We start from the raw sequence: 15,637 nt of genomic DNA on the forward strand, positions 1-15,637 counted from the left end.
CTTTTTTATTTCATTTCAATTTGAAACTTCTTCGTATCCCATAAATAAGGCTGAAACAATAGCCAAAACGATACCTGCTACAATGACAGGGTGTGGGATTGTTTGATATATAGCTAGTGACAAGGCAACGGTGAGTACCGGAGAAAGAGCGGTTGTAATTGGCGCAATAATTATTGCCTTGCCGTAACGGAACGCATACACCAGGCACAATGCGCCAAATGCATTCAGCGACTGAATGATCGCCGACAAGTACGGGCCTTTAAAGCTCCATTCGATCGGCTGACTGAAATCGGTGAGATACAACGCAAAGGGAATGAGCGTCACAGAAGTCGCCATCATATAGAAATACAGACTTTCGGCGGACATAATCTCATTCGCAAAGCGCATGATGTACCCCTGCGCGCCCCAGGCAAAAAGCGGGATCGCCACCAGCAGCATCCACGTGTAACCGCTCACCTGCGTCGCGCCTGCAGGTTGGTAAGAAAGCATGAAAATGGAAACCAGTGCCAGCGCCACGCCAATCCAGCCTAGTTTGCCCGTTTTTTCGTGCAGAAGCAAAACCGCCATTAAAATCGTTACCACTGGCGTGAGTGAAAGGAGCGGAAATACCAGGTAAGCCGGCGCAATGCGCAGCACGAAGAAAAGTACCAGCTGGCCGCCAGCGCCGAGCAGTCCCGCTGCGCCGCCCCAGAGCATGGCTTTTCTGTTGAAATCCAGCTTCCAGCCTTTGATTTTTAAGGCTGCCAATGAAGCCGGGATCATCGTCAGCGCCCAGACTACATAGCCGAGCGTGGCAGGGAAACCAGCTTTTTCGGGAATCTCAATGACTGCGCCCCATATGCCGATGAACAGGACGTGAATAATCACATAAATCAGCCAACTATTTGTCTTACTGCTCATTAACGCTTGCTTTTACATATTTGTCAAACCATTGAATCATCCGCCCACTCAGGTCGGCGCGGTTGCCCGGGCTCAGGTCGGGCCGCCAGCCGTGGCCTTCGCCGGTATACTGTACGAGCTGGGTTTCCACGCCGCGTTTTTTAAGGGCAATGTACATTTCTTCGGCCTGTGTGAAGGGCACTTCATTATCAGTTTCGCCGTGCAAAATCAGCGTCGGCGTGGTCGCCTGGGCCACATTCCGCAGCGGCGACCATTTCCAGAGTAAATCAAAACGATCATAAGCGCGACCGCCAAATTCGGATTCCATTAAAGAATGGTACAGCGAAGTGCCCGCAAAACTGACCAGGTTACTCAGTCCGCCATCGGCGACCGCGGCTTTAAAACGGGGAGTTTGGGTGATGATCCAGTTGGTCATATAACCTCCATAACTCTGTCCAGTAACCCCCAATTTCTCATCGTCCAGCCAGGTTTTTTGACCTAAAATAAAATCAACACCGGCCATTAAATCCTGATAATCAGCCCCTCCCCAGTTATTCAGGGTCCCATTAGAAAACTGCTGTCCATAACCGTGGCTGCCTCGGGGATTAATGTAAACCACCGCATAACCTGCCTGTGAAAGCAAATGCATTCGCTCATCGAAATCCTGGCCAAACATATTGTGCGGACCGCCGTGGATCACCAGAATGAGCGGGTACTTTATTTTTTGATCAAAATCAACCGGCGGCACAAGCCAACCTTGAACCTGCGTACCGTCAAAACTTTCAAACCAGAATGATTCAGCCGGTTGCAACGTTTTCACCGCAAGCAAAGCTGTATTCTCCTGAGTAATTTGTTCAATATGTTTTGTCACCCTGAGCGCACCGGGCCGCCGGGCGGTCGAAGGGCCTCTGCCATAATGCTGCTCAGTACCCAAATTTTGATTTCTAGCTATAAAAATCTCGGCCGGACAATTTGAACTCGACTTCACAAACACCAAACCCTCACCCGACGCATCTAAACAAAACTCCGAAACACAACCCGCTCCTCCCTGCACAATCTCAATCTCTTCATTTTCAATATCAACCCGAAAAACAGAAGTGTCCCCCCTGTCGCCGGCAGTAAAGTAAATATGTCGTCCCGAAGGATGCCAGCGAATATGCTCGATGCGGCGATCCAAGCTTTTGCTGATGTAGTTTGATGCTCCGCCATTGGCCGAAACCAGCGCAATGTGCGTGTCTTCGGCAGGACTATCGTTGGTACCGATTGCTTCTGATGTCGCCAGAAATGCAATGTAATTTCCATCGGGCGACCAGGCTGGCTGATAACCGAGGCCTTTGCTGTCAGTCAGTTGCGTAATTGCTTTTGTATTGATATCAACCATCCAGATTTCGCTCTGCTGGATATCATCAGGTCGTTCCGTTCGGTTACTGACAAATGCAATGTGCTGGCTGTCAGGCGACCAAGTAATGGAATGTTCGTTGCACGAACCTGGGGTAACCAGCTCAGGCGCACCGCCCGCAGCCGGAATCAGGTAAATGTGCGTTCCGGCCTGGTCCGCAAAGGTCGGTCTGCCGCGGCCCCCTTTGCTTTTATATAGCAAGTCGTCGAATACGCGCACGGCTGGTGTTTCCGTTTCTGTCACCGAAACGTCAGCACTTACATAAGCAACGTATTTCCCATCCGGCGACCAGATGCAATTATTTAAGGCAAGATGATTGATGAAATACGAAGACTCATAACGCTGCACCAGAAAGCGGCTGTTTGTATTGGCTACATCATATATATGCAGCGCTCCGTCTTCGGTTTCGTATAATAATGCCGTTCCGTCCGGCGACCAGGCGTGGGCAGTGCCGCGGGCGATGCTCTTTTTGGTTTCACCTTCCAGCGGCATTAAAATGATTTCATCGTACCGGCTGTCCGCATCGAAATCGGCTAATCCAAGGTGATAAACAAGATATCGGTTATCGGGCGACAATAATGGGGTGCCTGCCTTTCTGATTTTGCATAAGTCTGCTATTACAAGTCCTTGTGGCGAGGCCTTTTCAGTAGGGATCATAAATGTGGGTCAGGAAGCGATTATCTGCATGGCAAGCCGGTCACCGGTTGTTGCTTGCTTAATATACGCCTTTATTTTTCTTGCAAGATAGGGGTAAGATTAAATAAATTAAAAGAAAGGTTTAGTAATATTTTTTACTTTCGTTTTATGATGTTTAATTTGAATCGTCATATTAGCATACTTCAAAATTTTACAAAACCACCATCCTCTGATACTGCGGGAATGATAAAAATTAACAGTGGCATCCATGCGCCCGAAAGCCATGGGGAAGCACACACGCGAAGAGAGATACTGTCACAGCCTGCGCTGTGGGAAGAAGTATACCATTTAGTTCATCAGCAAAGTGAAGCGATCGCGGGTTTTCTGAACCCGATTCTCGAAAAGGAACAATTGCGCATTGTGCTCACCGGCGCAGGTACCTCTGGCTATATCGGCGATTCCGCACAGGGAACGTTGCAAAAAGCCTGGCAGAAGTCTGTGCAGGCAGTACCAACGACCGAGATCGTCACACAGCCGCAAGCTACATTTATACGATCGGTACCCACGCTGCTCATTTCATTTGCCCGCTCGGGAAACAGTCCTGAAAGTGTGGAGACCGTGAAGCTGGCGGATCAATGCTGCGATGAAGTATACCATCTGATCATCACCTGCAACAACGACGGCGCGCTCGCTCACATGGGCGCCGCTAACCCGGATAAAGCTTACTGTATCATATTGCCCGAGGCGACCAACGACAAAAGTCTGGCGATGACGAGCAGCTTTACCTGCATGCTGCTTACGGCGCTGCTGGTGGCGAATGTAGCTACGATTGAAGGGTCGTATTCCAAAGTGCAGCACATAGTTGCGCAGGGAAAAGTGATTTTTGAAAATAAATTTTTACTCGAAAGCCTGGTACAAAAGGGCTTTGAAAGGGTAGTTTTTCTGGGCTCGGGTGAAATGCTGGGAATTGCCAGAGAGTGCCATTTGAAATTGCTGGAACTGACCGACGGAAAACAGGTATGTATGTCGGATTCCTTTCTGGGCTTCAGACACGGGCCGCGGGCTTTTGTCAATGAAAATACGCTATTGGTATACCTGTTTTCAAGAAACCCGCACATCCTGCGCTACGAGCGGGACCTGGCGGAAGATACCGCGAGAGATGCAAGGTCTATCAGGTCGCTGCAAATAGGACGCGCGGGCGGACTTGAACTGCCGAACAGCAATACAATTACATTGAAAATGGATCCCGAAAACGAGTACCAAATGATCGCCGCCACCCTCGTGGGGCAGCTGATGGGCTATTACAGCGCGCTGCATGCGGGACTTAATCCCGACAGTCCGTCCACATCGGGCTCGATCAGCAGGGTAGTGCAGGGAGTGAATATTTATCAGGAGTAAACCATGTCAAACGCGAAGTTACTGGTCGTAGGCGAACTCAACGTCGACCTCATATTGAACGAAATCCATGCTTTTCCGACGGTAGGCAAGGAGACGATTGCGGAAGAAATGAACATCTGTCTCGGCAGCTCGTCAGCGATTATGGCCGCGAACAGTGCCGCGCTGGGCGTGGATACTGCCTTTTGCGGGATGGTGGGTGATGATTATTTCGGGGAATTTGTCCTTCGGGAACTTCGGAGCAAATCGGTTGACTGCGCGCACATTAAAACGCGAAAAGGCCAGAAAACGGGCTGCACACTCGTCATGAGCTACGAGCAGGACCGCGCCAACGTGACTTTTCCAGGTGTGATGAATGCATTGACTATCCATGATATACCATTGGGCCAAATCGATTCCTACCAGCATCTGCACTTGTCGAGCGTGTTTTTGCAGGAGGGAATCCGGCAAGACATTGAGCAGGTATTGATCAAAGCCAAAACAGTCGGGATGACGACCTCCCTCGACCTGCAATGGGACCCTGCCGAGCAATGGGCATTCGACTATGCGCGCTGCCTTCCTTATGTGGACGTTTTCATGCCCAATGAAGCAGAACTGCTCGCACTTACAGGAGCCGGTTCGGTCGGCAGCGCCATTGAAACCATACAACCTTACCTGAATACGCTGGCTTTGAAAATGGGCCGGAACGGGAGCATGGGTATCCGCGGCGACGAGCAGGTGGCCGTACCTGCTTTCGAGGGGACGCAATTTGTGGACGCGATCGGCGCGGGCGATTCATTCAATGCGGGGTTTATAAGGAAATATATGGCTGGCGGCAGTCTGGAAGACTGTCTGCGGGAGGGAAATCTGATGGGCGCCGTCAACACGACCGCCGCAGGAGGCACCGGTGCATTCTGCGACCGCCAAAAGCTGAGCGAAAACATACAAGCCTTTTGGGGGCTGGAACTAAACCTGATATGAGACTAAAAGAAAAATTAAGGGAACTTACGAAGCTTAAAAAAGGCCTTCTGGCGACCAATTATTACGATCTGGAAACCCTTCATGGCGTGTTACAGGCAGCAGCAGATTTAAAACAGCCTGTCATTCTGCAGCTTACGCAAAGCTCCATTGACTATATGGGCCTGAAAACGGCGGTCAGCCTGGGACGGAACGGGCTGGAAGAGTTCGGCGTCGAAGGCTGGATCCACCTGGACCATGGCGGATCGGTGGACCTGGTGCAGCGTTGTCTGGATGCAGGTTTTGATTCGGTGATGATCGACGGGAGTGAGCTGCCTTTTGAAGAAAATGTAAAGCTTACCAAAGAGGTTGTTCAGCGGGCGAAAAGTTATGGTGTGCACGTAGAGGCGGAGCTGGGTTATGTGGCCAAACTGGGCCAGTCGCACGATGGCAGCGGATTTACACAACCTGATGAAGCGGCAGCTTTTGTGGAGGAAACGGGTGTAGATGCATTGGCAGTTGCAATCGGTACCGCCCACGGTTTTTACAAACAGGAACCCAAACTGGACATTGACCTGCTGCGGCGGATCGCAGAAAAAACGGCCGCTACCCTCGTTTTGCACGGCAGCTCAGGCGTGCCGCACAACCAGGTACAGCAGGCGATTTCCAACGGGATCTGCAAGGTGAACCTGGCCACCGAGATCAAGAATATATTCATGGCTTCGCTCAAAACGGAGCTGACCAATAACCAGGACATCGACCTGCGCAAGGTATTTCCAAAAGCAACCTGCAAGATCACCGAGCTGGTGAAAACCAAGCTGGAAATGGTTGAGAATGTGACGGTGTAAAGCAAATCCAAACACCCGTGCCTTGAACGATACGATCAACATATCTCAACCGATTTCGCACGAGCTATTGTGGGACCGGTTCAGGGCGGGCGACAAGGAAGCTTTCGGAAAGCTCGCGCTGCATTATTACCAGCTGTTGTACAACTACGGATTGAATCTGAATCATGATGAGGATTTTGTTTCGGACTGCATTCAGGAGCTTTTTCTTGAATTGTGGGAACGGCGCGGCTTTCTGTCTAAAACAGATTTCGTCAAAACTTACCTGCTGCGGGCACTTCGCAACAAGATCTTCAAGGAAAGTATCCGGTTAAAACGTTTCCAGCAACCCCGGGAAGTGCCTTTTGCTGCAGAGGCTGATATTTCAATCGAATCGCGTATGGTTTTGAATGAAGAGGAAACAGCCCAAATGCGGCAGCTGACTGCAGCGCTCGGTACGCTCACCGCCCGCCAGCAGGAAATCATTTATCTCCGCTTTTATCAGGGACTCGAATTTGACGAGATATCCCATATCATGGGCCTTACCCGCCAGAGTGTAGCCAATCTGCTGCACCGAACGCTCCGGAAAATAAAGGAAAGCTGGATCGTCGCCCTGATGGTCTCCGTTATTTTCCTTTTTTTACCAGCATAAAACCTTCAATTACGCGCACCGGAAAGCATTTTTATCACTCTTCGAAAAAAAAATTGAATGTTGCTGGGTATGTGGTGCCGCAAAACGGACTATAGGGTGACCCTGCATACAGACACATTGGGTCGCGTATCAATTCACCCATTTAATGCCTGTTGCATTCATGTACGATTACAATGCCTACACGAGTGAAGATTTAGCCCGGGACGAATATTTCCGGAATTCCATACTTCATCCCGATCACGACTCGGCTGCATTCTGGGAAGCGTGGGCTGCCGCCAGTCCCGAACACCGGGCGCGTTACGAAAAGGCGCGGATCATGGTGATCGGTCTGCACCAGCGGTATCAGACGCCGCTGCCGCAAGAAGAAGTACAGCACCGGGTGGAACAGATGTTGGGCCGGCTGGATGAGCTGGAAGAGCATTCTCAACCGAAAAAGCCTCTGCTGATCAGCTACTGGTGGCGGGTGGCGGCGGTATTCGTTGCTGCACTGGGCTTTCTGCTGTGGAGCTCGCGTCATGATCTCCAATCGCTTCGCAGCAACGGTTCTGATCAGGCTTCACAATTATCAATTTCCCGTAACAACAACACGCAGCACAACCAGACGCTCATTTTGAGTGACAGCAGTATTGTAACCCTTTTTCCGGGAAGCACCTTGCAGTTTCCCGAAACATTCCATGGCGACAGCCGCAAGGTAACCCTCACGGGCGATGCATTCTTTGAAGTAACCCACGACGGCAAGCCTTTTCTGGTGTACGCAGGAGAAACGGTTACGCGCGTTTGGGGCACGCAATTCCGCGTCACGGCTTTCCCGCAAAACAAGGATGTGAAGGTTAGTGTGAAAAGCGGAAAAGTATCCGTTCACAAAGCCGGCGAATTTATCCTTCCCAAACCTTCCGAAAAACACGAAATCCCCGGCGTAATGCTCACCAGGCACGAGCAGGTCGTATTCGACAAAGCGCTTGAGGCATTGGAAAAAACACAGTTGACCGACTTGAAAGTCATCACGCAAAATACCGATTCGCAGGCGCAGGTATTTGTCGATACGCCTGTAACGCAGGTTTTCAAAGAGCTGGAAAGCATTTACGGTATTCAGATCAGCTTCGACGAACGTGTTTTTGCAGACTGTAAAATCATCACATCATTCCGTGGAGAAACGCTGATAGAACGTGTAAACAGCATTTGCCAGGCCATCGAAGCCAGTTACGAGCCAGCGGGTGGGGCAATCGTCATCTCCGGTAGTGGGTGCAGGGAGTAGGGGGCTATCCGCTTTCGGCTGTCGGCTGTCCGCTTTTTGTCACCCTGAGCGGAGCGGCCGCCGCTGCGGTCGAAGGGAACATGCAGCACGTTACCCTTCGACCGCCCGGCGGCCCGGTCCGCTCAGGGTGACAAGGCAATAACAACAACACAACAACTAGTAGCCAGCAACAAAAGCTAGAAGCTAAACCAAAAATTGCCTATGAACTAAACCTCTTACCAGATCCCACAAAAAAGGGCTGGCGGTGTTTGAGCCACCACCAACCCGGTCCCGTAACCATTGTACACCTGTAAGCATGCAAATCTTCAAAGAAGATGAACGGGATTATTTTGCCTTCAACCCTAATCAAGATTTCGACAAAACGATCAAAATTATGAAAAAACAAAGACAAGCGCTTTGGCTGGCACGTACAATTATGAAAATATCAATACACCAGTTTTTGTTGGTTTTTCTGTTTACCGGCGTAAGCCTCGCCCGGCCCGCCGATGCCCAAAATGCATTGAACCAGAAAATTACCATTCAGGCCGAAAACGAAGGATTGCGTCATGTGCTTCGCCAGATCGAAAAAATGACCGATGTGCATTTTACCTACAATGCCACGCTGATCGCGCCTGACCAGAAGGTAACCCTGGCCGTCCGCCAGCAACCGCTGTCCGATGTGCTGGATGAGCTGCTGCTGAGATCAGGCATCCGGTACAAGGTGCAAGGCAAACAGATTATCCTGCAAAAAGCGCTACCTCCGACAAAAGAAGCCGGAGACCAGGCCGAAACGTCGAATGCGGTCTCGCCCGGCGCAGACCGGAAAATCAGGGGCATTGTCCGCGATGCAGCGGGGGAGGCACTCCCGGGCGTGAGCGTAATGCTGAAAGGCTCGCAGCGCGGGACATTGACCAACACCGACGGTGCCTTTGAGATAGACGTGCCGGATGAAAATGCGACGCTGATATTATCCTATGTGGGTTATGTCAACAAGGAAATTGCCGTAAGCGCGCAAACTACCTTCAATATCGTGCTCGAATCGGACGTCAAAATGCTGGATGCAGTGGTGGTTACCGCGCTGGGTTTTAAAGAGTCGGCGGACAAGCTGGGTTCTACCAGTTCAAAAATCACGGATAAGAGCATTGCCGCTTCCGGCGAAACCAGTTTGCTTAACAAAATGGCCGGAAAAGCGTCCGGCGTGTTTATCGGAAGGTCTTCCGGCAGCGATCCGGGCGGCGGTTCGTTCGTGCAGATCCGCGGGGCAAGCACATTGTCGGGCTCGTCGCAGCCGCTTTACATTGTCGACGGTGTACCTATAAACAGCTCCGTTCATGGGGGAACCAACATTCGCGGCGTAGTGCAGCAGTCGCGTGTGAATGACATTAATCCCGATGACATTGCGTCCATCCAGGTTTTAAAAGGCGCGTCGGCAGCTGCGCTCTGGGGCTCGCGGGCAGCGAATGGCGTGATTGTGATTACCACCAAAAACGGTTCTTATAATGATAAAATGAAGATTTCATTCAAATCGAGCTATTCAATGGATGAGATCAACCGCTTTCACCAGCGCCAAACGGCTTATGGTCAGGGCGATCAGGGAAAATTCAATCCGGCTTCGGGGAATGCTTGGGGCGATAAAATCGCTTCAAGAGCAGGCGGTGCGGATGAAGTGAACCAATCCGGCGAGTTCTTTGAAGGTTACCAGACCGGACAAAAGTATTACCCGATTATCAGGAAAAATTCGCAGGAAGTTTTTGCCGACAAACAGTTCGACGCCATTTTCAGAAATGGATATGCATTTGATAACAGTTTGAGCCTGAGCGGAGGCGGCGCGAACTCCAATTACCTGTTCAGTCTGAGCGATGTGTACCAGAAAGGCGTTTTTCGCGAAAACAGCGATTACAGACGCAGCACGATCAGGTTGAATATCGAAAGCAAGCTGAGCGAAATCATCAAGCTTTCGACGCATGCTTCTTATGCGATGATCCGCTCTGAGCGTGTGCAGCGATCGAATAATACAGCGGGTATGCTGCTGGGATATTACCGGATGACGCCCGATTTTGACATTACCGACTACAAGGGCAACTATTACAGCGGCCCTAATGCAGCACCGATCGTAAACCGCCAGCGTTCGTACCGCAATTATCTGGGCAATAGCTCCAATCCGGTGTATAACAATCCATTATGGACGATGATCGAGCAGAAAAATCCGAACTCTGTCAATCGTTTCATTGGTAGCGCGGAGCTCACGATCACGCCGTTCAAAGGTCTGGATATCATCAATCGGATCGGGATTGACAATTCTTCGGACGTGCGCCAAACCTTTTTCCCGGTTAATTCCGCGCAGGCTGATGCGGTGAATTTGAATGGAAGGTATGGTGAAGTGAATATTCTGGAAAACCAGCTGAACTATGATCTCATCGGAAGGTACAGCCACAATTTCAACACCAATTTCTCGGCAAACCTGATCGCAGGTTTTAACCTGAACGACCGAAAATACGCGGATCTGGGCGGGGAAATGTCTGATTTCTTGATCGCGGAGGGTCCCTGGAATTTCTCGAATGCATTGACGGTCAACAAAAATCCGAACAACGGCAAGACCTACATTCGAAGTGCGCGGGCATATTCGGTACTCGGGCTGTCGGTTTACGAGGCATTGTTCTTCAACTTATCATTCGCCGGCGAGGCAGCGTCCACTTTCGGCGAAGCTTCTGACAACACTTTCTATTATCCTTCCGGCGATGTGGCGTGGCAGTTTACGAAGCTGAAATTTCTTGAAAGAGCCAACTGGCTGTCTTTCGGAAAGCTCCGCGCTTCGTATGGCGTAGTGGGCTCGCAGCCAGCGCCTTACCGTACCAGAACGCTGTTTGTGCCCGGTAACTCGCTCTATGGAAACGGATCGTACCTGCAAAGTGCCAACTTCGGGAATGACCAGCTCCGGCCCGAACGAAAAACAGAATATGAAGTAGGCGCCGACCTCCGGTTCCTGGGAAACAGGCTGAGAACGGAGATCACCTACTACAAAAACAAAACGACCGACCTGCTGCTGTCTGTGCCGGTGCCCAATTCCACTGGTTTTTCCAGCGCTTACCAGAATGCCGGAACAATGCAGAACAAGGGTATCGACTTCGACCTGAACTATGACATTTTCAGAAAAAAAGACCTGACACTTTCGCTCAATTTTAACCTCAACCGAAACCGCAGTCTTGTCACCGACCTGGCCGGTGCCACGGCAGTTCAGGTCGGTGGGATCAGCGGGTACATGACGATCAATGCGTTGGAAGGACAACCTGTGGGCGTATTCATGGGCGGACATTATGCCCGCGATGATCAGGGCAATAAGATTTTCGATGCCAATGGTTTTCCGACGGTGAATGCGGCCAATGCCAAAATCGGTGATCCTAATCCGGATTGGAGAGGCGGTTTCGGGGCGAACCTTTCTTACAAATCCTTCTCGCTCGGCCTGCTGTTTGAAACCTTTCAGGGCGGGGACTTTTTCGAAGGGACGCGAGGCGTGATGTATTCGCATGGTACCCACGAGGATGTGGGCAAAGAGGTGACGTTGACCAGAGATCTCAAAAACTTTAAAGGGACAGTAGTACCCGCCGGAACCACGGTCAGAGGAAATATTGCAGACCTCGGCGCCGGCGAAGTGCTGTTGGACGAATCGTATTACACCACATTGGGCGGCGGTTTCAGTGGATTGAAAGAACAATTTGTGGTAAACGGAAGCTGGACACGGTTGCGCGAGCTTTCGCTGGGCTACACATTACAGTCTGCCACTTTCAGAAAAGCAACGAAGCTGCAATCCGTGGAGTTCAGATTATCAGGCCGTAACCTCTTCCTGTGGACCGGCGTACGTGGAATTGATCCGGACTCTAATCACACGCAGGTGTCGCTGGGACGCGGGCTGGATTACTTTGATAACCCCGGTACCCAATCTTATTTGTTCTCTTTACTCATTAACTATTAATTAGTTATCTCATGAAAAGACTATTTCAGTTTGTCATAACTACTGTTTTTGTTTACGCCACGTCCTGTTCGAATTTTGTAAAGGACATGAACGTAGACCCGAATAATGTGACCGACGCGCCGGCGGATATGATGCTGACGGGCGCACAGGTGGCTTCGGTCAACTTCAACGGGTCGCGCATTGCGATCATTGCCAATATGTGGTCAGGATATATGACGGGTATTCAACGGCAGTATTTGAACTACCAGAATTACCAGTACACGGCGGTGGAAACGGACGATGCCTGGACTTACATTTATAACCAAACCTACATCCAGCTGGAAAAAGCGATCGAAAAATATGCGGCAGCGGAAAATCAGCGGGGTATCGGCATTTCGAGGGTAATTCAGGCTTACGCGATGAGTTCTGCGGCGGCACTTTACGGGGATGTTCCGTTCTCGCAGTTCGGCGACCCGCAACGGTTTCCCAATCCTGTATTTGACCCGCAGACAAGCGTTTACGCGGGCGTACAATTGCTGCTGGACGAGGGCATTGCGGCGCTCGAATCGGGGAAAGGTGCTGTGAGAAGCAAATCGGACATTTTTTTCGATGGGGACGCGGCCAAATGGCTGGGCGTGGCGCATACGCTGAAAGCGAGAATGTACCTGGAAACGCGTGAATACGACAAAGCTTACAGTGAAGCGTTGAAAGGAATTGCTGCTCCGGCAGGCTCATTGCTCAGTCCGCACACGGCCACCGCGGGCACGCGCAACCGGTATTATCTGCACAATGTGGAAGAACGGGCGGGCGATGTGAGTGCGCGAAATGCCTACCTGACGACCATTCTGGATCCTGCTTCGAAAACCTACCGGGGTAATGCCAAAACGGATGAAACGGCGCGGTTCAACTTTTACTATATCAACCTGGGTACTAAAGGAATTACGGGGGAAATTGAGCCAAATTATCTTTCCGTGGCACGTGGCGACTCTTTGAATGGGGCAATCGCGATGAATGCGTCTTCGCCGATGGTTACCTATGAGGAAAATCTGCTGACCCTGGCTGAGGCGGCAGCCCGCAAACCGGATTTCAATGCGGCATTGGGACACCTGAACAGCTTCCGCAGCTTCATGAATTCGGGCGGGTATATCGACCCTACTTACCGCTCGCGGTATGCATTGAAATACCAGGCCTACACAGAGGCCGATTTCGTTCCGGGAGGAATGGCCAATCCGGGTCAATGGGACAAAGCGCGGGCGCTTCTGGAAGAAATCCTGGAAGAAAGGTATGTCACTTTTTATGTGCGGCTGATCGGTTTCAATGATGTGAGGCGCACAAGGAAAGAAGGGATCGGTATCAAGCTGACACCATCAGCCGGAAACCGCCTGCCCGAGAGGTTTTTTTACGGACAAAATGAGATCAACTCCAATGCGAATGCCCCCAGCCCGCTGCCCGATCTGTTTGAACCCACGCAGGTGAATAAATAAGCATTTCAGTAAAATCAGTTTGATAGAATCAGCATCAAAAATGGAGCACAAACCAATATTAAATTTTTCTGTTTCAACGCGTCGCATTTCGTGGATACCCATTGTTTTGCTTATGCTTTTCGGGATTCCTGCATTCAGCGAAACCATTCACCGCAAGGCAAAAGCCACGCTGACGCCCGTGGAAATGAACAGGGAAGATACATTGAAGTTTGTGCTCCAGAATGGTGAGGTGCGAACGATGGTACTGAAAGAAATTTCTTCCGATATCATTATTACGAACCTGGGCAAACTCCGCGCAGACCAGCCCGGGGGTGCAACGCTTTATCATTTCACCTGCCAGGTGCTGATAGACGGGCATTTGATAGAAATGGAACGTTACGTGGGTTCGCAGGAGAGCTTTTATGAGCCTTACGTCATCAACGGAATGCGGATCTGGTTTGACGGCGTGAACACCATCGGGCAGATCATCAAGGACGAACACGGCGGAAAAAGCAGTGAGTCGGTTCCGAAAAAGCACGCTCGTTTTGCCGTGGCTGATATGACCAAGCGCATTGCGCCGTCCAGGCTTTATCCGATGTTCCCCATGACAGAAAATCTCATCCGCATTTCGGACAGTTATAATGCCGACGATTGCTGGATGGGCGCATACAACGGATTTGAGCTCCATGGCGGACTAGATCTGAACAAGCTCGCCGGGACGCCGCATTTCACGCCTTTCCCGATCGACGACCATTATTTTGTATTCAGTCTGGAGAAAGGCGACAACAACAATCGCTGGCGGGGCATTCATACCTGGGAAAACGGCGATGTATGGAGCATTCAAAACCACCACATGCTCAACTTGCGCGTACCCGAGCATACGCCGATCCCTGCGGGCGCATTGTACTCCGACGGATCGGGCGTACATGTCGGCGCGCACAACCATTCGCATTTTGTATTCCGGGTAAAAGCAAAGGAAGAAGCAGCGGAAATCCTGCTCGATCCGTGGATCTTGTTCTGGCAGACTTTCGAAGATAACCGTGAGCGGTCGGGCGAAACCAAGGCGATAGTGAATGCATTTCGTCCGGGCAAAACGGGCGACGCTATTTCATTTATAGGTGAGAAATCAAGGAATGAATACAAGAATGCAGGTAAGGAATTGTCTTACTACTGGACATTTGGCGACGGCAGTATTTCCATTGAGAAAAATCCAAAACACGTTTTTACCAAACCCGGCATTTATCCGGTGACATTGTTGGTTGATGATGGTATTTCAAAAAGCGCTTTTACCCAACATATTACAATTAATGGTAATGCATTAAAATCTCCGGCGGTTGCATTGGCTTGTGAAGAAGAAACTTCATTCCGCATTCGTCCGGCACACGTCATGGATGTGTATGCATTTGAAAGAAAGTTTGTCCCGAATACGGTTCACTTTTTAGCCCGCGCCACACGGCCGCAGCCCAATGCGAAAATTGTGAATTTGATTAATAATGGAAATGGGGTTTTAGGAAAAGTTAATGCACCGAAAATCGAATATCTGCAAGGGAAAAACTGGCTGGATTTAAAGCTGGAAGGGCAGGGGAATGAACAAAAAATTCGGGTTGCTGTCAATGCAACCGGACTGAAAGCGGGCGTTTATGCGGCGAAAGTCCGTGTTGAAATTCCGGGCACTTTAAATGCAGTTCAATATTTTCAGGTATCACTCACTATCCCGACTTACCCGCCTGCACACAACGAAATGGGTAATTTGAAACAGGAGATCGTGGACAATGCCGATGTGCGTGAAAACCGTTTTTACGCCACGCCTTATTTCTGGATCGGGCCGGAATTTAAACGCTGGAAAGAAAAAGGTTTTCGCGATCTGTATTTAACAAACGGAGGCCGCGCCACACCGGGTGAATTTGTCAGGTTTCGCCCCGATCTAGCGGCGGGTACTTATGAGGTGCTTTTCACGGAGCAAACCCCTTTTGATCCGCAGCGCAGGGCGACTGTCGGGGACAAGAAATATTCGGTCGACAGCAGATTGAATGCAGTTCCTGCATTCACAGTAAAGATCCATTCTAAAAAGGGGACAGAAAATATCCGGGTAAAGTCAACTGAATCGCTTTCGCTTGGAAAGTTTGAGTTCTGGGAGGGAATGGATGGTTATGTCGAGATATTGAGCGAAGGTTCCGAAGGACAGGTGCTGGTCGACGCTATTATTTTCAGGAAAGTAGAGCAGTAAGCAAACCCGAAAGTTTTGGAGGTATTGGCGGGTAGGCTATATT

10 protein-coding genes are annotated in these 15,637 nt (G+C 50.4%); 8 read left to right on the forward strand and 2 right to left on the reverse strand.

Annotated elements, in window-relative coordinates; genetic code table 11:
• Positions 1–15 precede the first annotated feature (15 nt).
• The gene (locus ASG33_RS15645; protein WP_056287255.1) at positions 16–900 is read right to left on the reverse strand and encodes a DMT family transporter; all 885 of its coding nucleotides are present in this window, start codon (positions 898–900) and stop codon (positions 16–18) included.
• A complete protein-coding gene (locus ASG33_RS15650; protein WP_056287257.1) occupies positions 890–2,935 on the reverse strand; it encodes a S9 family peptidase in 2,046 nt (681 codons plus the stop codon). The genes ASG33_RS15645 and ASG33_RS15650 overlap by 11 nt, the downstream gene beginning before the upstream one ends.
• Positions 2,936–3,157: 222 nt before the next feature.
• Between ASG33_RS15650 and ASG33_RS15655 the strand changes: the two genes are divergently transcribed.
• The 8 genes from ASG33_RS15655 (at position 3,158) to ASG33_RS15690 (ending at position 15,594) form a co-directional block, all read left to right on the forward strand.
• A complete protein-coding gene (locus ASG33_RS15655; protein WP_056287264.1) occupies positions 3,158–4,312 on the forward strand; it encodes an SIS domain-containing protein in 1,155 nt (384 codons plus the stop codon).
• Between the two features lie 3 nt (positions 4,313–4,315).
• The gene (locus tag ASG33_RS15660; RefSeq protein ID WP_056287265.1) at positions 4,316–5,269 is read left to right on the forward strand and encodes a carbohydrate kinase family protein; all 954 of its coding nucleotides are present in this window, start codon (positions 4,316–4,318) and stop codon (positions 5,267–5,269) included.
• A complete protein-coding gene (locus tag ASG33_RS15665) occupies positions 5,266–6,093 on the forward strand; it encodes a class II fructose-bisphosphate aldolase (RefSeq protein ID WP_056287268.1) in 828 nt (275 codons plus the stop codon). The genes ASG33_RS15660 and ASG33_RS15665 overlap by 4 nt, the downstream gene beginning before the upstream one ends.
• A 22-nt stretch (positions 6,094–6,115) precedes the next feature.
• Positions 6,116–6,721: an RNA polymerase sigma factor gene (locus ASG33_RS15670; protein WP_056287269.1), complete on the forward strand. Its 606-nt coding sequence runs from the start codon at positions 6,116–6,118 to the stop codon at positions 6,719–6,721.
• Positions 6,722–6,866: 145 nt separating this feature from the next.
• Entirely contained in the window at positions 6,867–7,976 is a 1,110-nt protein-coding gene (locus ASG33_RS15675; RefSeq protein ID WP_056287270.1) for a FecR family protein, read from the forward strand.
• A 373-nt stretch (positions 7,977–8,349) separates the two neighbouring features.
• Positions 8,350–11,925: a SusC/RagA family TonB-linked outer membrane protein gene (locus tag ASG33_RS15680; RefSeq protein WP_229238669.1), complete on the forward strand. Its 3,576-nt coding sequence runs from the start codon at positions 8,350–8,352 to the stop codon at positions 11,923–11,925.
• A gap of 11 nt (positions 11,926–11,936) precedes the next feature.
• Positions 11,937–13,388, forward strand: coding sequence for a SusD/RagB family nutrient-binding outer membrane lipoprotein (locus ASG33_RS15685; protein WP_082489252.1), 1,452 nt, complete (start codon positions 11,937–11,939; stop codon positions 13,386–13,388).
• A 40-nt stretch (positions 13,389–13,428) separates the two neighbouring features.
• Positions 13,429–15,594 carry a PKD domain-containing protein gene (locus tag ASG33_RS15690; protein ID WP_082489253.1) on the forward strand — a complete coding sequence of 722 codons (2,166 nt, stop codon included), beginning with the start codon at positions 13,429–13,431 and terminating at the stop codon, positions 15,592–15,594.
• The last annotated feature ends 43 nt before the right edge of the window (positions 15,595–15,637 follow it).

The sequence above is a fragment of the Dyadobacter sp. Leaf189 genome, from assembly GCF_001424405.1.
GTDB lineage: Bacteria > Bacteroidota > Bacteroidia > Cytophagales > Spirosomataceae > Dyadobacter.